Below are 19,979 nucleotides of genomic sequence, written 5' to 3'. Positions count from 1 at the left end.
ATTTGCGTCCGGCAGAAGGCATAACCGCTTCGCGGTTACGCCGCCGCGCCATTCGGCAAAGCCGAATGCGCAACACCGGATAAGCCGCATAGCGGCTTACCTAGAGGACGCGGGGTGGAGCAGCCCGGTAGCTCGTCAGGCTCATAACCTGAAGGCCGCAGGTTCAAATCCTGCCCCCGCAACCAAGCTTCCAAGCACAACGACACTCAAAAAGCCCCGCATGGGGCTTTTGGCGTTTGAGGGGCAGGGCGGGGCCATGAGATGTCTCGGAACGCGGCTGGAGAGATGAGGGCAACTGGGCGGGGTGCCTGTATCTGGCCAAACTCTCATTTAGACCGACAGTTACCGCTGGCGCGGCGGATGGTCGATTACATTCAGTCTCGTGATACTTCGAACACAGCCTCGATCTCCACCGGAATATTGCTCGGCAGCGAACCGGCTCCCATCGCCGTGCGGGCATGCATGCCGCGCTCGCCGAAGATCTCGAAGAACAGGTTGGAACAGCCGTCGATGACGAAGGGGTGGCGCGTGAAGCCGGGGACGGCGTTGACCAGACCCAGCACCTTCGCGATCCTGATGACGCGATCAAGGCTGCCCAGGCTGGATTTGGCGACCGACAGGAGATTGATGCCGACAAGCCTGGCGAGGTCCTGGGCCTGTTCCGCGGTGTAATCGCGACCGACCACGCCCGTATAGGGTTGGCCCGCCCCGTCGAGTGGGGCGAGACCGGAGAGAAAGAGCAGTCCGCCGGCCTGCACCGATGGAAGGAACCGCGCGACGGGGGCGGGCGGCGGTGGGAGCTCGATGCCGAGCGCGCCGAGGCGGTCTTCGATGCCCATCTTATTTCAGATCCGAGAACGAGGTCGCCACGAAGAGTTCGGACTGCAGGTTGGTCAGCTTGGCAGAGCCGCCCGGCGGCGGCCAGATGCCTTCCTTGCTGGCCTGCGCCCGTGCTGCCACACGCGCCTCGATCGTCTGGTAGGGCCAGATGTGCACCATCTTCTGTGGGCCTTCCTCGATCGAGGCCATGTTGGTCAGAAGCGGCGACATCGCGTGCCTACGCTCGATGATCTTCGCCCAAGCCTCTTCGGTTTCGGCGAGGCCGTTCGGCGCCAGCGTGTAGGTGCGGAATTCGTAGAAGGGTCCGTAAGCGCCCGGCGTGATGGCCTTGGCGAAGGACAGCGGCTTGAAGGCCGTGCTCGTCACACCCGCCAGCGACGCGCCGATGCCATAAGGATCGGCAGTCGTCATCAATCTGGCGCGCTCAGCGCTCAGCGCTTCGATCGTCTCATAGGCAGTCAGGAAAGCGAAGCGGTTCAAGGTGCCGAACTCGCAGGAGAAGGCGCCAAGCGGCGTGCCGGTGGACGAAAACTTCGCGTATGTCTCCGGCAACACAGGCATGACGGCGCCGAGCGTATTGGGCAGCAGCGACAAAATCGTCAGGTCATAAATCATTTTCAATCTCGCTCATCCTTGAATGCTGAAAGGCTCTTCCAAAGTCATCTTCGAGTTGGTACACCAAAGAAATACCATTTGCACGCCAAAAGTTATGCGCGCCGAGAGAATGAAGGAACAGGCAAATGATCGAGCGAGTATTAAAGGGACGGGTGGTCACGACATCAGGTGTTATCGAGGATGGCTGGGTCGCGATCACTGACGGCACGATCCTTGCGGTGGGAACCGGCGGCGCGCCCGAGGCGGCGGAAATACAGGATTTCGGGTCGGCCTGGCTTCTGCCCGGCGCGGTCGACGGGCAGACCCACGCCGGAAGCCAGATCGGCTTTCCCGGGATGGCGCCAACGACCAAGGCCGCGGTGATCGGAGGCGTGACGACGATCGTCGACATGCCCTACGACCACCCGATCCCGGTGACGAAGGCCTCCGTGCTGCAGGAAAAGATCGCCGCCATCGGCGAGCATGCCGTCTGCGACGTCGCGCTTTATGGCACGATTCCCACGACACCCGACCTGTCGGACATCCGGGGCCTGATCGATGAGGGCGTCTGCGCGTTCAAGATCTCGTCCTTCGAAGCGCATCCGGACCGTTTTCCACGTATCGACAATTCCGCCACGCTGGTGCTGCTCAAGGCGTTGGAGGGCACCGGGCTGCCGCTCGGCCTGCATAACGAGGATCAGGAGATCGTCGCGCATGCGACGAAAGCATTGAAGGAAGCGGGCAAGACCGGCGCCGAGTACCACAGCCAAAGCCGTCCGCCCGTGGCGGAACTGGCGGCGACAAGCACCTTCCTCGAAGTCGCGGCGTCGACCGAGGCCCACGCCCATATCGTGCATATTTCGGTGCCTGAAGGCTTCGAGATGGCGCGTGCCTATCGCGAGCGCGGTGTGTCGGCGACCGCCGAAATGTGCGTCCACTATCTGCTCTTCGATGCCGATACCGACATGCCGCGGCTCAAGGGGCTGCTGAAAGTCAATCCGCCCATCCGGCCGGGGCAGACGGACGCGCTCTGGGACGTGCTGGAGAAGGGCCAGTGCAGCTTCGTCTCGTCCGATCACAGTGCATGGCCACTCGAACGAAAGACCAGCGCATCGATCTTCGATGTTGCCGCCGGCATGCCGGGCCTCGAGGCCATGGTGCCGGCATTCTTCACCGCTGCGGCAAAACGCAAGGATGACGTTCAGGCTGCGATGCTGACGGCCGAATACCTTTCGGATCGCCCGGCGCGTTTCTTCGGCCTCTCAGGCAAAGGGCGCATCGCGCCCGGATTCGACGCCGATATCGCCGTGCTGTCGCCGGAGCACTTTGTCTATGATGCGACGGCAAACCCGGACGGGCCGGGCTGGAGCGCCTATCACGGTATGACGTTCTCTGTCCGACCTTCGGCGACATTCGTCCGCGGCCGAAAGGTTTGGGATGGCGTTGCCGTTGCCGACGCGGCCGGGCATGGACGCTATGTCCCGCGCCGGACCTGAGACAACCGCTTCGGACTCTGGATCTAGCGCGCCGCCCCGGCCAACCGATCGATGATGGCCAGCTTCACGCTTTCGATGTGGTCGGCCATCGCCTTGCGGGCTTGTTCCTGGTCGCCGCTGGAGATGGCGTCGAGCAGTGCTGCATTCTCCTCCACGCCGAACTTGTACTTCGACGGGTTGCGGTAGGCGTTGAAGACGTGGGTGCGGCGGCGCAGGTCCCGGATCATGCCTGCCAAAAGCGCGTTGCCGGCGGCATCCGCGATCTCGCCGTGCAGCATGTCATCGACCTCCCATATTTCGCTCAGCGAAGGCGCCGGCTTCCGGCCTAGTTCCTGCAGCGCGGCTCGGATTTCCTCGACGCGGGCCGAAGGGATACGGCCGGCGGCAAGTCTCGCGGCATCCGATTCCAGCAACTGTCGAACATGCAGCAGCTCGACGAAAGCCTCGGTGGAAAACGGGCTGACGGTCACGCCGCGACCCGGCTGCTTGTAGACGAGACCTTCCGCCTCGAGCCTGCCAAGGGCTTCGCGGATCGGCGTGCGCGAGGCGTTCAGCCGGTCGGCCATGCGCCGCTCGACGATAACGTCGCCGGGCCGCAGTTCGCCCTTGATCAATATCTCGATCAACTGGTCATAGACCTGCTCCGTCAGGTTCACACGTTCGGCCGAAAGTGCAGCGGCAAACTGGTCATGGTCAGATTCGGTCATGCTATCCCCCGATCAAAATCCTGCTATCCCCTAACCCAGCTTGTGCTCCACTGGAAGACGGCGGGAATAATCTTGGTATTCCATACGCGTTATTTCCCCACATCGATACAATCTCATCGCAAAATCCATCGCAAAACAGCACTTGGCAAACGCGAAAAGCCGCGCTACACATTGGTATACCAATGGCGTGCAATCTGTCCGCCAAGTCGATGGAGAGTTATAATGGCAGTCAAACCCTGGCGCGCGACCAGTATTCAGATGCTTAGCGAACGAGCGACTCAGGCGCCCGACAACGAGGCTGCCCGCGTCGTCATCCAGCGCAATCTGGATCGGTTGCTCGGCCTGATCGAACAGGCTTGCGCGTCGAGCGAAAAGCCGGACCTGGTGGTTTTTCCCGAGTTCGCGCTGCAGGGGCCGCCGCTTTCCATGACTGTCGGTCCGTGGATAGAGAGAGCCTGTTCGACAATTCCCGGCCCGCTGACCGAGCCGCTGCAGGCGCTTGCCAAGCGGGAAGGGATCTTTATCGCCGGCAACATGTTCGAGGCGCCGAGCGAATGGCCTGGCCGCTATTTCAACTCGTCCTTCCTGATCGGCCGTGACGGCGAGATCGTCGTCAACTACCGCCGCGTCAACACGGCAGCCTTTCCCTCCGTCCACGACTTCATGTCGGACTATCTGGACGCAACGCCCGAAGACCAGGTCTTCCCCATCGCCGACACCGAGCTTGGCCGGCTTGCGCTGATCCCCTGCGGCGAGATCAATGTGCCCGAGGTCGCTCGCTGTTACATGATGCAGGGCGCCGAGGTTATCCTGCACCCGACCAATTCCAAGTTCACGACCGGGCAGGAGGCGGCCAAGGTCTCGCGCGCTGCCGAGAACATGTGCTACCTGATCAGCGCCAACGTCGCCGGCCCGATCGGCTTTTCGCCTGATAATTCCATCGTCGGCGGCCGCTCGCACATCCTCGATCATTTCGGCGATACTATCGCTTTCGAGGAAGGTGCCGAGGAAGGCGTCGGCGTATCGGGCATCATCGACATCGAGAAGCTTCGCCTCGATCGCCGCACCGATACCGGCACCCACAACCCGTTGCTGCGCGCCCGCTTCGAAATGTACCGCCCGTACTACCAGCAGGCGGCTTTCTATCCGCCGGACCATTTCCGCGACACGCCGATGGCGGATGCTGCCGAGACCAAGGCGGCGGTCGATATCGCACGCACCAATCTGGAACGCGCGCGCGTTCTCGAGCCTCTTTCCGAACGATAAGATCAGGAGACAAGAAATGATTACCGCAGAAGAAAATCAACAGCTCAGCCGCGTTGGCAAGGGCACGCTTATGGGCAACTTCTTCCGCCAGTTCTGGATGCCGGTCTGCATGTCGTCGGAGCTGAAGGCCGATGGCGATCCCGTGCGCCTGATGATCCTGGGCGAGAAGCTCGTGGCCTTCCGCGACACCGAGGGACGGGTGGGCGTGTTCGACCATCGCTGCCCGCACCGCTGTGCGTCGCTGTTTTTCGGTCGCAACGAAATGGGCGGCATTCGCTGTGCCTATCACGGCTGGAAGTTCGACGTCACCGGCAAATGTCTTGATCAGCCGAACCTCGAGGACAAGTCGAAATATCCGGCCGGCACGCCGGCGATCGCCTACCGCGTGAAGGAATCCGGCGGCCTCGTCTTTGCCTATATGGGCGAGCGTCAGGATAATCCGCCGGAACTGCCCGATATCGAAGCCATCATGGGCGATGGCGATGACCGCAATATCGCGCTGACCCATCGCGACTGCAATTACATGCAGGCGCTGGAAGGCGATATCGACACCTCCCATCTCGGATTCCTGCATGTGGGCGGCATCGACGGCGAAAAGCTCGATCTCTCCGATCCGGAAGTCTTCACGATCACCGAAAAGGCTCCCAAGATCAACGTGACCGTGACCAAATACGGCACCATGTATTCGGCCCAGCGCAATGCCTATGAAGGCACCGAGCATCATCGCTTCGCCTCCTACCTCTTCCCGATCTGGGTCACCTATCCGGGTGGCGAGCTGGACTCGGCGGTAACCGCCAATGCCTGGGTGCCGATCGACGACGAATCGACCATGATCTTCAACATCGATCTGCGCCGCGCCTCGGGTGGCGGCAAGAAGCCCTTCAAGTACAAGGACGGCACGCCTGTCGGCGGTCTCGCTCGTCCGCTTGAATACCTGCCCACCACCACCGACTGGAAGGGCCGCTGGCGCCCGGTCAAGGATCGCTCCAACGATTATGGCATCGATCGCGAATGGCAGCGCAATGGCGACAGCTATACCGGCGTCGTCGGTGTTCCGCTGCAGGATCAGATGATCCAGGAATCCATGGGCGCCATCGTCGATCGCGAAATGGAGCACCTGGCAGCCTCGGACCGCATGGTCATCCTCACCCGTCGCGTCATGCTCGATGCTGCCAAGGAATACGCCGCCACCGGCAAGCTGCCCGACTTCGTCGATCATCCCGAATATGCCCGCGATGCCCGTGGCGGCGACATCGTCGTACCCTACGGCACCGATTGGCTCGACGGCTATGAAGAGAAGATGGCCGAGGTCAAGGGCTACAAGCCCAAGATGGCCGCGGCCGAATGAGCGAAGGCCTTATCCTTGGATCCGGCGCGATGGCGCCGGATCTTTCGATCCAAACCGAATTCTCCGGGGAGGCGGACATGTCCGACGCTCACCATCATGCGCCGGCCGATGCGCAGCCCCTGCGCGTGTGCGTCGACGCCATCCACATGGCGGCACAAACCATCCGCGCGGTGGAACTGGTCTCAGCCGACGGCGCGCCGCTGCCGGCCTTTTCCGCCGGCTCGCATATCAATCTCAAACTGCCCGGCGATCTCAGCCGCTCCTATTCGCTGACCAATGGTCCCGACACGACCGATCGCTACACCATCGCCGTCAATCGTGATGCTGCCAGCCGGGGTGGCTCTGCCCATATCGTCGAAACCCTCGCCGTTGGCGATGTGCTGACCATCGATCCGCCGCACAACACCTTTGCCCTGATCGAAGATGCCGAACAGAGCGCCTTTTTCGCCGGCGGGATCGGCATCACGCCCATCCTGTCGATGATCCGGCATCTCGAAGCCCTTGGTCGCGCCTGGAAGCTCTTTTACGCCGTGCGCAGCCGCCAGAGCGCGGCCTTCCTCGACGAGCTGGAAGCGCTCGAGGCCAAGGCGCCCGGCCGCGTGCATGTCCATTTCGACGATGAAGCGGGCAAGGTCATGCCCTTGCTAAAGCTCGCTGTCGGCATTCCCAAGGCCGCCCATGTCTATTGCTGCGGGCCCAAGAAAATGATCGAAACCTTCAAGGCTTCAGCCGGCTGGCGCCCGGAAGACAACGTCCATGTCGAGCATTTCGCCGGTACCAATGCCAGGCCGACGCAGGACTTTACCGTCGTGCTCAAGCGCCGGGGCCTGGAATTCTTCATCCCCGCGGGCCAGTCGATCATGCAGGTTCTGACGGATAACGGCGTTGCCGTTGCTCATTCCTGCTGCGAGGGCGTCTGCGGCACCTGCGAAACGGTCGTGCTCGAAGGCGAATGCGACCACAAGGACAATGTCTTGTCCTCGCGCGAAAAGGACAGCAACAAGCTGATCATGATCTGCTGCTCGGGCGCGAAGACTGATCGGCTCGTTCTCGATATCTGACCAAGCAATACATGCCAAACGAAGAAAGCCCGGCGCGTCGTCGGGCTTTCTTCGTTTGGGTGCCTCTCGCGCGAGCACCGGGGCATTGCCACCAACAAAAATGCCGCCCTCGCGGGCGGCATCTGTTTGTCGATCGAGGTGTGGCTTCAGTGGCCGTCACCGGCCTCGGCGCTTCTCTTCCACGGAATGGCGATCCTCTCGATGCGTTCCAGGGCGGCGAAGAACAGAACGCCGATCAGCGAGATGATCACCACAGCGGCAAACTGCCGGGCGATATCGAAATTGCCGCCGGCAATCAGGATCAGGTAGCCGAGCCCCTTGTCCGCGCCGATGAACTCGGCGACGATCGCGCCGATGACCGAGAGCGCGGTTGCCAGCTTCAGGCCGGCGAATATGCTGGGCAGCGCCTGTGGGAGGCGGAACTTCCAGAAGGTCTGCCAGCCGCTGGCGCCCATCGAGCGCGAGAGATAGATCATTTCACGCGATGCCGATTTCAGGCCCATCACAGAGTTGATGACGATCGGGAAGAAGGACAGCATCACGACGATCACGATCTTCGGCGCCATGCCGTAGCCGAACCAGGTCAGCATCAGCGGCGCGATGGCGACCTTCGGAATGGTCTGGCTGGCGACGATCAGCGGATAGATCGCCTTCTCCATGAACCTGGAATAGACGATCATGACGGCGAGTGGCACGCCGACCGCAACGGAACAGAGAAAGCCGAGGAGCACTTCGCTGAGCGTCACCAGCGCGTTCGGCGCCAGGCGGTGTCCGTAGGTGACGATCTCCTCGAAGATCGCCGACGGCGCCGGTAGGATGAAGGATGGAATCTCCGCAATCCGCACGGCAAGTTCCCAAAGCACGAGGAGGGCTGCCAGCGCCCACAGGGCGGGCGGCACGCTCGCGAGTGCGCGTGAAACCAGATTCTGCCTGTATTCGATGTGTGTGTCGGCAAGCTGCGCCATGATCAATACTCCTCGCGAAAAACGCCAAGCCCCTTGAAGATCGACGTCAGTTCCCGCGTATAGGCGGTGAACTTGGGATCCTCACGCATGGCAAGCCGCCGCGGCCGCGGCAGGTCGATGTCGATGATCCTCTCGATGCGGCCGGGTCGCGCCGACATGACGACGACGCGGTCGCTCAGGAAGATCGCTTCCTGGATCGAGTGGGTGATGAAGAAGACCGTCATTTCGTTGTCGGCGCACAGGCGCAGAAGGTCGATCTGCAACTGGTCGCGGGTCATCGCATCGAGCGCGCCGAACGGCTCGTCCATCAGGAGCAGGGGCGGGCGGTGCAGCAGCGCGCGACAGATCGAAACGCGCTGGCGCATGCCACCGGAAAGCTCCTTCGGATAGGCATCCTCGAAATCCTGCAGCGACACCATCTTGAGCAACTGCCGCGCCCGCTCTTTGGCCTGCGCCATGTCGGACTTGCGGATCTCGGCCTGCAGCAGAACGTTCTGCAGCGCCGTGCGCCATTCGAGCAGCACGTCCTGCTGGAAGACGACGCCGGCATCGGCGTTCGGGCCGTCGATATGCTTGTCGCCGACCATGATACGGCCGAGCGAAACGGAAGTCAGGCCGGCAAGCAGCATCATCAGCGTGCTCTTGCCGCAACCGCTCGGTCCAAGCACCGAGACAAACTCGCCCTTGGCGATCGAGAGGGTCACGTCCTGAAGGGCGTGCACGGTGCCCTTGCGGGTCTCGAAGGTTTTCGAGACGGCGGAAATGGCGACATGCTTGGATGTGGCCTTTTTGGATGTGGTCTCGGGAATGCTGTGTTGCGATGGAATAGCGTTCATCTCTGCATCTGGGTCTAACCCCATCTCCTGTAGGGCCCGCAGGCCGAGAAAATTTGGACGGGCACGGGTGCCCGTTCAGATCGAGCGAATGGTGCCGCCGTCCACCCGGAGCATGCTGCCGGTGACGTAGCTGGACGGCATGCCGGCAAGGAATGCCGCGACCGCGCCGAATTCCTCCACTGTGCCGTAGCGTCCCGCCGGGATGGTTGCGGCGGATTCCGCGCTGATCTCCTCGACCGGCCGTCCGCTGCGCGCGGCCTGTGCGGCGTCGAGCGATTTTGTTCTGGCCGTGGCGATCCGCCCTGGCAGGAGCATGTTCACGGTCACGCCATCCTTGGCCACTTCGCCGGCAAGCGTTTTCATGAAGCCCACGAGGGTCGAGCGAAGCGCATTCGAGATGGGCAGGTGCGGAATGGGCTGGACGACGCCGCTGGAAGCGATCGTGATGATCCGACCCCATTGCCGCGCACGCATGGAGGCGACCAGATCGAGCGTCAACGACAGCACCGGGCGGACCATGGCGTCGAACTGGCTTGAAACGACATCGACATCGACGGCGGAAGGCAGGCCCGGAGGCGGGCCGCCGGTATTGTTGACCAGAATGTCGACCGCTGCGTTTGCCTGCGCGGCGTCGCTGATCTTGCGGGCCGCGTCCGGATCGGAAAGGTCGGCGACGGCGAGGTGGCAATTGAGCTGCTGTTCGGGCGGAAGGCTCTGGCGCGCCGCTTCCAGCCGTTCGAGCGAGCGGCCGCTCAAGGTGACCGTCGCACCCTCGGCGAGGAGCGCCTTGGCAACGGCAAGACCCAGCCCCTGGCTGGCGCCGAGCACCAATGCATGCTTGTTGTTTAGTCCGAGATCCATGTGGAATTCCATGCCTCGAGGGCATCAGGATGAGATGAGGGTGGCGGCGAGCGCCACCCGGGCATGTCAGTTGGCGGGCAGGTAGGAGCCGTCATAGATCTTGGCAGGCGTCAGGCCCGGCGCCATGCCGCTGTACTTCTCCAGCAGGGAGATCGTCAGGGTCACGTCCTCAGGAGCGATCCAGCCGTAAGGCTTGCCTTGCGAGGCGGTCGTGTGCTCGTACTTCGGCATGTTCTTGATTTCCGCCTTGATGCCCTCTTCATTCGAATCGGGACGGGCGTCCATCAGAATCTTGAGGGCGCCATCGGGATCGGCAGCCGCGTCGGCCTTGCCCTTTTGCAGGGCGGCCAGGAAGTTGCGGACGGTATCGCCGTGCTTGGCCAGGTAGTCCTTGCGGACGATGACGCTGGAGCCGAGGATGTTCACGCCATAATCGGCAAACAGCATCGGCGGTTCGATGGGGGCTCTCTCCGCGACCTTGTCGCCGTCGGGGTTGGCCCAGCCATTGATGAAGTCGACGTCACCCTTCAGAAGCGCGACCCTGTCGCCGCCGCCATTGATCATGATCACCTTGATCTTGTTCATGTCGAGGCCGTTTGCTTCTGCGAACGCCTTGATCATGCCGTCTTCGAAGTTGCCGGCATCGGTGCCGAGCCGCTTGCCTTCGATATCCTTCGGCTTCGTGATGCCGGAGCCCTTGAGACTGATGATCGATGTCGGGTCCTTCTGCAGAAGGCCGGCCACCGCGATCATCGTGTCGGCGCCCGAACCCTGCTGCGCCTGCGCAAGTGCGCCGAGGCCAGCTATGCCGATTTCGAAGTCGCCGCTTCCCACAGCCTGAATTGTGCCGGTGCTGCCGTTGCCATCTACGATATCGACGTCAAGGCCCTTTTCCGTAAAATAGCCCTTCGCCGCCGCGACGAACATTGGCGCATCGACGCCGCCGGCGACCCAGGCCAGGCGCACATGGATCTTCTCGCCATCGGCCGCGGACGCGTGTCCCGCAAAGGAGGCACAGAGCAGCGTCAATCCAGCGAGCGGCATGGCCAGACGCTTCATTTTCTTCCTCATTTTGATCCCCATTTTTATGTTGGCATTCAGATGGTATGCCAGAGGAATATCGAGTGTCAATGTGGTAAATGTTGCAATATTGAGCAGCGGCACCTTGTGGCGATTTTCTGTGCAAATCAACGTCAAAAGGAGCGCGGAAATTGAATTTTGCGCTCGTTCGGTCGGCAATGTGGAAGGACGACGGAGATCGTCTTGTTACTCTTGGCAGCGGCGAGGTACTACGGGTGCGGCCAGCCTGGCCGCACCCGCGAAGCTTGAACTCCTGCTACGCTTCGATCTCTCGGATGATCCGTGCCGCCGTCAAATTCGACAGCGCCTTTTCCTGGACGGACGAAAGCTCCGAATAGGTTTCGAACGCCTTCTTGTCCAAGGCATCGGCGGGATAGGCCTGAGCGTTCGCGAAATAGTCGCGGTACATCTCCCAGCGCGTGCGAAGCAGGGCATTGCCCATGTTCGTGTCGCGTCGAGCTGCTTGCAGCGCGGCAATATCGATCACTGCGGTGGCAGAGAGGCTCTCGGCGTCCGATTTTTCGAACGCGACATAGTTGCCGTTGAAATCGACGATCTGAGAATGGCCGCCCCGTTCCGCATCCGAGAAACCGATCTGTCCGGACACGTTGGTGCTGATGAGGTAGCACATGTTTTCCGCCGCCCGGCAAATCTTGGCGGCATCCGCCCGCGCGTTCGCGGGTTCGTTCGACGGATGCAGCAGGACTTCCGCGCCACGCATCATGAAGACACGGGAGAGTTCCGGTACGGCGACTTCGCCACAGGGGAATATCGCCAGCCGCCCGAGTTCGGTATCGACGACGGGGAAGATTCCATCTTCGCCGTATGCTTCGCGATACTGGCTGAGAATATCATGCGGGGAGGTCCAGCTTGCCGTGTTGATGCGCCGGTAACGCAGGATGATCTCGCCCTTGGGGTCGAGCAGGAAGGAGGAGTTGAAATAGCGGTCGGGCCAGCGCGGATCGACCTCGAAATGATTGCCGGCAATATAGATGTCATACTTGCGGGCGACCTCGGCAAGCCGCTCGGTGATTGGTCCGGGGATCGTCGTGCATGCGCGCTCGATCCACTCGCTGACCGGCGTCGCCCGAGGGGGGCCCTGAAACACGAATTCGGGCAGGACGACGAGCTTGGGCGGCTCGGCGCCAGTACAGGCCGCTTCAATCAGGCGGATCGCTTCGCCGAGATTTTCCTCGATGATCTGCCACGCTTCCTCGCGCGTTTTCGTATTGCTGGCGATCTTGCTGTCCATCTGGATGCACGTCGCCCTCCAAGGCTTGACCGACATTGATATCTCCTTCGTCGATTGCGGTGCGCCAATGGAATACCAATGGGATGCAATCGTCAATACGGCTTCGGCATTGCGGCGGCTGTGACGAGGAGGAATTTCGTTGTCTGGTATGCGATATTGGTATATCGCCGGTCTACCATATTAAGGATTGCGGAATGACACTTGTCGATATTGAACCGGATGAGCGGAAATTGCCGCTCTCATCCGAAAGCGAGCCGAGCCTTAGCGAGTTTGCCTACGGACAGATTCTCGACCTCATCCTGTCAGGACGTCTCCAGGCGGGCGCGGTATTGCAGGAGCGGCGGTTAGCGGACGTGCTGTCGATCTCGCGAACGCCAGTGCGCGAGGCGCTCGGGCGGCTTGAAACGGAATCGCTTGCGATGCGCAGCCAGGGCAGGATGCTCATCGTCGCGGATGTGAGCGTCGAAACCTATATGAACCTGTTGGACATGCGCCGTATCCTTGAGGTCGAAGCGGCTGCGCGCGCCACCGGTCAACTGGCGGCCGAAGACGCGGAGAAGGTTCGCGAGGCGATCAGATGGCTGTTGCAGCTTCCCAAGATCGCACCCGCCGACCACTGGTCAGTCGACGACCTCGTGCATGGCACGATCGCGGAAGCGGCAGGGAACCCGATGGTCGCCGCCGCGATCCGCGACCTCAGGCGCCGCACCCATATCTTCAACACGGCGCGCATGCCGCATCGCCTGCAGCCCGGCGGCAGCGAACATATGGCACTGATCGACGCTGTCACCGGCAATGATCCGGAACTGTCGCGGCGGCTGATGGGCGAACATCTCGACAATGTCCGCAATGCCATCATCGATTTCATCCTCGGTCGCCGGCGCGGCTGAGCGTCGGCGATTTAGCGGGTCAGCTCGGCGAGCCGCCGTTCCTGCCGGATGATAAGGCGTTCGATCTCCGCGATGGCGGTCGCGGAAAGGGGAGCGCCCGGGCGCCGCTGCGCCGCACTGCGAATTGCGCCGCGTCGCGCGAGGACGTACTTGCGTGCGCCAAGGCCGATGCCGGGCTGCTGCTCGTAGCGCACCAGAGGCAGATAGATATCGAATATATTCTGGGCCCGATCCATCTCGCCATTGGCCGCCAGAGAACATACCTCCACCATCATCTCGGGGTAGCCGAAGCCGGTCATGGCGCCATCGGCACCGCGCGCCATTTCCTCGGGCAGGAAAATGCCGCCGTTGCCGCAGAGGATGGAGACCCGGCGGCGACCCTTTGCCTCGGCATCGCGGAGCGCGCTGATCTTCGCCAGTCCGGGCCAGTCCTCATGTTTCACCATGACGATGCTCGGGCATGTCTCGATGATGCGGCCAAGCGTGTCGTTGCTGATCGACACACCGGTGGACAGCGGAAAGTCCTGCAGCACGACAGGCACATCAGGCCCCAGCGTTTCGACCACCTGCTGGTAATAGCCGATGATCTGCTCGTTGGTCTTCAGGTTGCCCGGCGGCGCCACCATGACGCCAGCCGCGCCCAGATCCATCACCGCCTTGGTCAGTTCGCTGATGGCGGCCAGTCCCGGAGCCGAAACGCCGACGACCACGGGCTTGCCGGCGGCGCGCGCGAGCGTCTGTCTCGTCACATCAAGTGCCTCGGCGTGTGTCAGCTTCGGCGCTTCGCCCATCATGCCGAGGATGGTCAGTCCATCGGCGCCTGCTTCGAAATAAAAATCGGTGACGCGGTCGATGCTGACGGTATCGATCGCACCGTTCTCCTCGAACGGAGTGACTGCGATGACGTAGACGCCTTTGCTGTTGGCGTGGATGAGTGGCATTGGCTTGTCCCTTAAGTGGCTGGGGATGCGACCTATTTTCATGAGGACACATCGCCTGATGTTGCTGGGAATGAAAAATCGCTCAAGGGAGTTGCGCGATCTCAATTTTGGTATACCGTTGATATTCCAATTGCACAGAGTGAATCAGAATGTCAACAATCCTTATTTCAGGCGCCAACCGCGGGATCGGCTTCGAGCTTGCGCGCCAATTCGCCGCGGATGGCTGGACGGTGCTCGGCACCGCGAGAGACCCCTCGCAAGCGTCCGAACTCTCGCAACTTCCCCGTGCCGAGGTGCTTGCGCTCGATGTGACGCAGCCGGCGTCGGTGGAAGCGCTTCGCGACGCTCTGGACGGGAGGGAGATCGACGTCCTGATCGCCAATGCCGGGATCGCGGTCAACCTGGAGGCGAAGCCCGCCGAGGTGACGCAGGCCGATTTCCTGCAGGTTGTTGAGACCAACACCTTCGGACCACTCGCACTGGCCGCTGCCCTCAAGCCGAACCTGCTGGCCGGAAAGCTGAAGATCGCCACAGCAATGTCCAGCCTCATGAGCTCGATCGGCGCCAATGACTGGGGAACGCAATACACCTATCGCGCGTCGAAGACCGGCTTGAACGCGGTGTGGTCGGCGCTCTCCAGGGAATGGAAGGCGGACGGCATCACCTGCACCTTGTTGCGTCCCGGCCTAGTCGCCACCCGCATGACGAACTTCAACGGGATCGCCGTCGAAACAAGCGTGGCCGGCATGAAGAAGGTCGTCGAAGGCCTGACGATCAGCGATTCAGGCCGGATCATCGGTTATGACGGCACTGATGTGCCCTGGTAGAAATAGGATATCGAAGCAATGCCAACTGTACTGATTACCGGGGCGGATCGGGCGTTTCCCCTGGCGCTTGCGTCCCGATACGCGACACTCGGCTGGCAGGTGATCGCCGCCGGCAGCACTGTAATCGACGCACGCCTCAAGGAGAGGTTTGGCGACCTCGTCGAAAGCGTGCACTACGATCCCCTCGATGAAAGTTCCGCTGAAAAGCTGGCGGAATGGCTCGGGGAACGCGCCATCGATGTCATCTTTCTCGACGAGGGCATCCCCGACACGGACGACCGGCCACCAGAGGCGATCGGCGCCGAGCATTGGCGACCGATCATGCTCGCCAATACCTATGCGCCGCTTCGGCTGGCAAGCCTGTTGGAGACCAACCTCAAAAACGGGGAACACAAGATTCTCGCGGCAGTGTCGAGTCATGCGGCGTCGATCGGCGATCACGACGGCTCGCGGGGCTTCGCCTATCGCGCGTCGAAGGCGGCGCTAAACCAGATGTGGCGTAACCTCTCCGTCGAGTGGCGACCGTGGGGATGTATCTGCCTGCTTTTGTCGAGTGATGGCATCGAAAATGCTGAAAACCATGGTCCGGATGAGATCGTGGCGCGCTTGCAGTCATTCGTGGGGAGCGTCAGTTCCGAGCAGAGCGGCCTGCACTGGACGTACGACGGGCAGCCTATTCCTTGGTAGGTTGGCGGACAAGCCGGTGACCGGGCCGCGCTTACGTCGGTGGATCAGCCGCGTGATTGCGGCAAACTTGAGCTGAAGCGGCGGCGCCTCGTTGATGCGTCGCTGCTCGCAACTGCCTTGGGCCTACGCCAAACCGGGAGTCTGCCTAGAGGCCGCGCCGCTTTGGTGAATTTCCTCCTTCAAGCGGCCTATCTCAAGCTGCATTGTTGAGTTTAAAATTCCACAAATAAGCGCTTTCGGCGGATTATCGCCTTTCCGCTTTTGTACATGTGCAAAAACGTACTCAAGTCTTGCTGAAATCGAACCATTTTTCGCGCGGCAGTCCTTGTCAGCCGATCCGGGCGGGCGTAGAGCGCCAGCGTCAAATTGCCTCGTGCTGAATTGACGCTCAGCAAAACCAAGTGGCTGCCTCCCACAGCCATCAAGGAGCCAATCATGAGAGATCTCCCGGGCCTGCCGTCCCGCAGAAGCTTCCTGAAAGCTTCCGCGGCGACAGCGGCTATTGCCGGTATTGCCGGTGCGGCGAAAGCCGAACAGAAACCCGAACCCGTCGCGCTCACCGAATACAAGCCGGACTGTCTTCAGCCCACGGAGTGGGCCTTCGTCATGGCTGCGGTCGCGAGACTGATTCCGTCGGAGGGCGACGGCCCCGGCGCGATCGAGACGCGTGTTCCCGTTTTCATCGACAAGCAGCTCGCTGGTGACTACGGCAAGGCGTCCGACTGGTACATGGTCGGGCCATATGAGCCGGCGGCGAGCCCGCTGCGCGGCTGGCAGACCCCGCTCAACCCGCTGCAGATTTACCAGCAGGCTATCCCGCTGTTCGACGAGTGGTGCAAGACCACCCACGGCAAGATCTTCGCCGAGCTCGACCCGGAAACGCAGGACAAGGCGCTGACCTCGCTCCAGAAGGACGAGATGAAGATCAAGCCGGAGCTGCGCGATTTCTTCGGCATCCTGCTCGCCAACACCAAGGAAGGCTACTTCTCCGACCCGATGTATGGCGGCAACCACGGAATGGCTGCCTGGAAATATATCGGCTTCCCGGGCGCGCGTGGTTCCTACAAGGAATGGGTTGGAAAGCATAACGTCAAGTATCCGCTTGGCCCCGTCTCGATCTCCGGCGAAAGGGGCTAACGAACATGGCACGTACAGAAAAGAAAAAAGACGTCGTTCTCGTCGGCTTCGGCTGGACCGGCGCGATCATGGGCATCGAGCTTGCCAATGAAGGCCTCGAAGTTCTGGCGCTGGAGCGCGGTCACGATCAGGCGACCGTTCCCGATTTCCAGTACCCGAACATGATCGACGAGCTGAAATACGGCATCCGTTACGGGATGATGGAAAAGCCGGCGAACACGACGGTCACCATCCGCCGCTCACTGGATGAAGAGGCTCTGCCCTACCGAAGCCTCGGCACCTTCCTGCTCGGCACCGGCGTCGGTGGTGCAGGCACGCACTGGAACGGCCTCAACTGGCGTCCGATGCAGTCGGAATACCGCCTGAAGTCCTACGTGACCGAGAAGTTCGGCGCGGGCGTCATGACCGAGGACATGACGATCCAGGACTATCCGATGACCTACGAAGAGCTCGAGCCGCATTTCGATCGCTTCGAGAAGGTCGCGGGCATTTCCGGCCAGGCCGGCAATGTCAACGGCAAGATCGTCGAGGGCGGCAATCCTTTCGAAGCACCGCGCTCCAACGACTATCCGATGCCGGCGATGCCATCGACCTGGGATGGCGTGAAGTTCCGCGATGCGGCGAAGGCTGCGGGCTATCACCCGTTCCCAAGCCCTGGCGGTATCGCCTCCAAGGACTACGTCAACGAATACAACATGCAGATGGGCCCGTGTAACCATTGCGGTTTCTGCGAGCGCTACGGCTGCTACAACTATTCGAAGTCCTCGCCGCAGACGGCGATCATCGATGCCCTGAAGCGCAAGAAGAACTTCGAATACCGCGTGCAGGCCGAAGTTCTGCGCGTCGAAAAGGCTGAAGACGGCAAGACCGCGACCGGCGTCACCTATTTCGACCACAAGACCGGCGAAGAAGTCTTCCAGCCGGCCGATCTGGTCATCCTGACGGCGTTTGCGCTGAACAACGTGCACCTGATGCTGGTGTCCGGTATCGGCCAGCCTTACGATCCCAACACCAACGAAGGTGTTGTCGGTCGTAACTATGCCTACCAGATCACCGGTGGTTACACGCTGTTCTTCAAGGACGAGGAATTCAACCCGTTTATCGGTACAGGTGCCAACGGCTTCTGCATCGACGATTTCGGTATGGACAATATCGATTTCGCCAAGGAAGGCTTTGTCGGCGGCGCCTATTGGCGTGCGGGCCAGACCAATGGTCAGCCGGGCCACACCATGCCGCTGCCGGCGGGTACGCCCAGCTGGGGTGCCGGCTGGAAGAAGGGCATCGGTGAGTGGTACGGCCATGCGATGAACATCGGCGCCCACGGCTCCGTCATGTCCTATCGCGGCCACTATCTCGATCTCGACCCGACTTACAAGGACCGCCACGGCCGTCCGATGCTGCGCATGACCTACAACTGGCATCCGAACGAAATCCGCCAGACGCAGTTCATGAAGGCAAAGATGGAGCCGCTGGCAAAGTCGATGAACCCGACCACGTTGCAGGAAGGTTTCAAAAAGGAAGGCGCGATGTTCGACGTCCGTCCTTACCAGACCACCCACAACACGGGCGGCACCGTCACCGGTGACGATCCGAAGACCTCGGTTCTCAACCGTTATCTGCAGTCCTGGGATTGCCATAACGTCTTCGTCATGGGCGCCAACACCTTCCCGCAGAACACGCAGTACAACCCGACCGGCATGGTCGGTGGTCTGGCCTATTGGGCGGCACACCACATCCGCAAGGATTACCTGCCCAACCCGCGGCCGCTGGCGTAAGGAGAACAGAGATGAAAACCTTTCTCCGCATCATCGGAACGCTCGTCGTTCTCGGCGTCATCGCCCTTGTTGCCTTCATCTTCGTGCCGGTGCAGCGTACCGCCCCGACCACTCAGCTTGCCGCCGACTTCAAGCCGGCCAAGGGGCAGGGTGAATATGTCATGCGCGCCGGCGACTGCATGGCCTGCCACACCAGCGAGGGCGGAAAGCCCTTCGCCGGCGGCCGCGCCATCCAGAGCCCGATGGGCACGATCTGGACCACCAACATCACGCCCGACAAGGACACCGGCATCGGCAACTGGACACTCGCCGATTTCCGCGCTGCCCTCTACGACGGCATGACGCCCAATGGCACGCATCTCTATCCGGCCATGCCGTACGAGAATTATCGCAAGCTGTCGGAAGAAGATGTCGTGGCGCTCTACGACTACTTCATGCATGAGGTCGAGCCTGTCTCGAACAAGGTCGAGGAAACCAAGCTTGCCTTCCCGTTCAACATGCGCTTCGGCCTGCGCGCATGGAACTGGCTTGCGCTTCGCCAAGAGGCCGGCTTCAAGCCGGCTGAGGGGGAGGACGAGCAGTTCAACCGCGGCAAGTATCTCGTCGAGGGCGCCGCCCACTGCGCGGCCTGCCACAGCCCGCGCAACCTGTTCATGGCGCAGGATGGCATCGACAACACGTCGAAGGCCTTCCTCTCGGGCGGCGAGATCGACGGCTTCACGGCCCCTGATCTTCGCGGTCCGGCAAGCGGCCCGCAGACGTGGAGCACCGAACAGCTGGCGGCTTATCTGTCGACCGCTCGCAATGCTCACTCGACGGCAACCGGTGAGATGATGCTCGTCGTTCGCGACTCGCTGCAGTACATGAGCCACGACGACAACCTCGCCATCGCCACCTATCTGAAGAAGATCGGCAGCGAAGGCGGTTCCGCTTCGGCGGCCCAGCCGGAGAAGGCAGAGGTGACGCAGACCGAAACGCTGCTCTCGGACGCCAAGCCCGACATGCCACTCGGCCCGCGTCTCTATCTCGACAACTGCGCGGCCTGCCACATGGTGAGCGGCAAGGGCGCCGGCGAGACCTTCCCGGAGCTTGACGGCAACTCGCTGGTCGCAGCGAAGTCGCCCAAGGGCCTGATCAGCGTGATCCTGCACGGCGCCGAACTGCCGTCGACGCCGGATCGCCCGATGAAGCTGCGCATGCAGGGCTACGAAAACCGCCTGTCGGACGACGAAGTGGCCGCACTCGCGACCTTCCTGCGCGACGGCTGGCACAACAAGGCGGCCGCCGTAACGGCAGCCGACGTGACCGCCGTTCGCGGCGAGAAGCATTGATGTAAAAGGCCGGCAGCGCGAGCGTGCTGCCGGTTTTCTCCATGAGATTGGAAATGAAACAGCCCGCGGGAGAAATCCCGCGGGC

At 61.7% G+C, this 19,979-nt stretch carries 19 protein-coding genes and 1 tRNA gene; 11 read left to right on the top strand and 9 right to left on the bottom strand.

Features of this window, described 5'->3' with window-relative positions:
- Positions 1 to 108 precede the first annotated feature (108 nt).
- Positions 109 to 185 (top strand) — tRNA-Met (locus tag QTL95_RS16535).
- A 189-nt stretch (positions 186 to 374) separates the two neighbouring features.
- On the opposite strand, the gene QTL95_RS16530 is transcribed toward QTL95_RS16535, so the two are convergent.
- Together QTL95_RS16530 and QTL95_RS16525 are read right to left on the bottom strand one after the other, a co-directional pair.
- A complete protein-coding gene (locus QTL95_RS16530) occupies positions 375 to 839 on the bottom strand; it encodes a RidA family protein (RefSeq protein ID WP_289721016.1) in 465 nt (154 codons plus the stop codon).
- 1 nt (position 840) lies between these two features.
- Positions 841 to 1,455 (bottom strand): NIPSNAP family protein, encoded by a 615-nt coding sequence (locus QTL95_RS16525; protein ID WP_289721022.1) that lies wholly within the window; start codon positions 1,453 to 1,455, stop codon positions 841 to 843.
- 125 nt (positions 1,456 to 1,580) lie between these two features.
- On the opposite strand from QTL95_RS16525, the gene QTL95_RS16520 reads away from it, so the two are divergent.
- Positions 1,581 to 2,930, top strand: coding sequence for a dihydroorotase (locus QTL95_RS16520; protein ID WP_289721015.1), 1,350 nt, complete (start codon positions 1,581 to 1,583; stop codon positions 2,928 to 2,930).
- 23 nt (positions 2,931 to 2,953) lie between these two features.
- On the opposite strand, the gene QTL95_RS16515 is transcribed toward QTL95_RS16520, so the two are convergent.
- A complete protein-coding gene (locus QTL95_RS16515; RefSeq protein WP_289721014.1) occupies positions 2,954 to 3,637 on the bottom strand; it encodes a GntR family transcriptional regulator in 684 nt (227 codons plus the stop codon).
- 222 nt (positions 3,638 to 3,859) lie between these two features.
- Between QTL95_RS16515 and QTL95_RS16510 the strand changes: the two genes are divergently transcribed.
- From QTL95_RS16510 to QTL95_RS16500, 3 genes are all read left to right on the top strand, one after another.
- Positions 3,860 to 4,903, top strand: a complete 1,044-nt coding sequence (locus QTL95_RS16510) for a nitrilase-related carbon-nitrogen hydrolase (RefSeq protein WP_289721013.1) — start codon at positions 3,860 to 3,862, stop codon at positions 4,901 to 4,903.
- A 16-nt stretch (positions 4,904 to 4,919) separates the two neighbouring features.
- Positions 4,920 to 6,251 (top strand): Rieske 2Fe-2S domain-containing protein, encoded by a 1,332-nt coding sequence (locus QTL95_RS16505; protein ID WP_289721012.1) that lies wholly within the window; start codon positions 4,920 to 4,922, stop codon positions 6,249 to 6,251.
- A 77-nt stretch (positions 6,252 to 6,328) separates the two neighbouring features.
- The gene (locus QTL95_RS16500) at positions 6,329 to 7,312 is read left to right on the top strand and encodes a PDR/VanB family oxidoreductase (RefSeq protein WP_289721011.1); all 984 of its coding nucleotides are present in this window, start codon (positions 6,329 to 6,331) and stop codon (positions 7,310 to 7,312) included.
- A gap of 146 nt (positions 7,313 to 7,458) precedes the next feature.
- Here the strand turns inward: QTL95_RS16500 and QTL95_RS16495 are convergent, their stop codons facing one another.
- The 5 genes from QTL95_RS16495 to QTL95_RS16475 form a co-directional block, all read right to left on the bottom strand.
- Entirely contained in the window at positions 7,459 to 8,277 is an 819-nt protein-coding gene (locus QTL95_RS16495) for an ABC transporter permease (protein ID WP_289721010.1), read from the bottom strand.
- 2 nt (positions 8,278 to 8,279) lie between these two features.
- On the bottom strand, positions 8,280 to 9,113 hold the full coding sequence (locus QTL95_RS16490) for an ABC transporter ATP-binding protein (protein ID WP_289721009.1): 834 nt from the start codon (positions 9,111 to 9,113) through the stop codon (positions 8,280 to 8,282).
- Positions 9,114 to 9,188: 75 nt separating this feature from the next.
- The gene (locus QTL95_RS16485) at positions 9,189 to 9,974 is read right to left on the bottom strand and encodes an SDR family NAD(P)-dependent oxidoreductase (protein WP_289721008.1); all 786 of its coding nucleotides are present in this window, start codon (positions 9,972 to 9,974) and stop codon (positions 9,189 to 9,191) included.
- A 66-nt stretch (positions 9,975 to 10,040) separates the two neighbouring features.
- Positions 10,041 to 11,045, bottom strand: a complete 1,005-nt coding sequence (locus QTL95_RS16480) for an ABC transporter substrate-binding protein (protein ID WP_289721007.1) — start codon at positions 11,043 to 11,045, stop codon at positions 10,041 to 10,043.
- Between the two features lie 265 nt (positions 11,046 to 11,310).
- Entirely contained in the window at positions 11,311 to 12,342 is a 1,032-nt protein-coding gene (locus QTL95_RS16475) for a nitrilase-related carbon-nitrogen hydrolase (protein ID WP_289721006.1), read from the bottom strand.
- Positions 12,343 to 12,500: 158 nt separating this feature from the next.
- Between QTL95_RS16475 and QTL95_RS16470 the strand changes: the two genes are divergently transcribed.
- Complete coding sequence (locus tag QTL95_RS16470) at positions 12,501 to 13,196, top strand: GntR family transcriptional regulator (RefSeq protein ID WP_289721005.1); 696 nt, start codon at positions 12,501 to 12,503, stop codon at positions 13,194 to 13,196.
- A gap of 11 nt (positions 13,197 to 13,207) precedes the next feature.
- On the opposite strand, the gene QTL95_RS16465 is transcribed toward QTL95_RS16470, so the two are convergent.
- Positions 13,208 to 14,137: a dihydrodipicolinate synthase family protein gene (locus QTL95_RS16465; protein WP_289721004.1), complete on the bottom strand. Its 930-nt coding sequence runs from the start codon at positions 14,135 to 14,137 to the stop codon at positions 13,208 to 13,210.
- A gap of 149 nt (positions 14,138 to 14,286) precedes the next feature.
- On the opposite strand from QTL95_RS16465, the gene QTL95_RS16460 reads away from it, so the two are divergent.
- The 5 genes from QTL95_RS16460 (at position 14,287) to QTL95_RS16440 (ending at position 19,894) form a co-directional block, all read left to right on the top strand.
- Entirely contained in the window at positions 14,287 to 14,964 is a 678-nt protein-coding gene (locus QTL95_RS16460) for an SDR family oxidoreductase (protein WP_289721003.1), read from the top strand.
- Between the two features lie 18 nt (positions 14,965 to 14,982).
- Positions 14,983 to 15,651: an SDR family NAD(P)-dependent oxidoreductase gene (locus tag QTL95_RS16455; RefSeq protein WP_289721002.1), complete on the top strand. Its 669-nt coding sequence runs from the start codon at positions 14,983 to 14,985 to the stop codon at positions 15,649 to 15,651.
- Between the two features lie 435 nt (positions 15,652 to 16,086).
- The gene (locus tag QTL95_RS16450; RefSeq protein ID WP_289721001.1) at positions 16,087 to 16,788 is read left to right on the top strand and encodes a gluconate 2-dehydrogenase subunit 3 family protein; all 702 of its coding nucleotides are present in this window, start codon (positions 16,087 to 16,089) and stop codon (positions 16,786 to 16,788) included.
- A 5-nt stretch (positions 16,789 to 16,793) separates the two neighbouring features.
- A complete protein-coding gene (locus QTL95_RS16445) occupies positions 16,794 to 18,563 on the top strand; it encodes a GMC family oxidoreductase (protein WP_289721000.1) in 1,770 nt (589 codons plus the stop codon).
- Between the two features lie 11 nt (positions 18,564 to 18,574).
- Entirely contained in the window at positions 18,575 to 19,894 is a 1,320-nt protein-coding gene (locus QTL95_RS16440; protein WP_289720999.1) for a cytochrome c, read from the top strand.
- Positions 19,895 to 19,979: the final 85 nt, after the last annotated feature.

Origin of the sequence: Rhizobium sp. S152, from assembly GCF_030380735.1 — a bacterium.
Taxonomy (GTDB): domain Bacteria; phylum Pseudomonadota; class Alphaproteobacteria; order Rhizobiales; family Rhizobiaceae; genus Rhizobium.
Note: the sequence above shows the minus strand (reverse complement) of the source record. Positions and strands in the feature narration are given on the sequence as shown.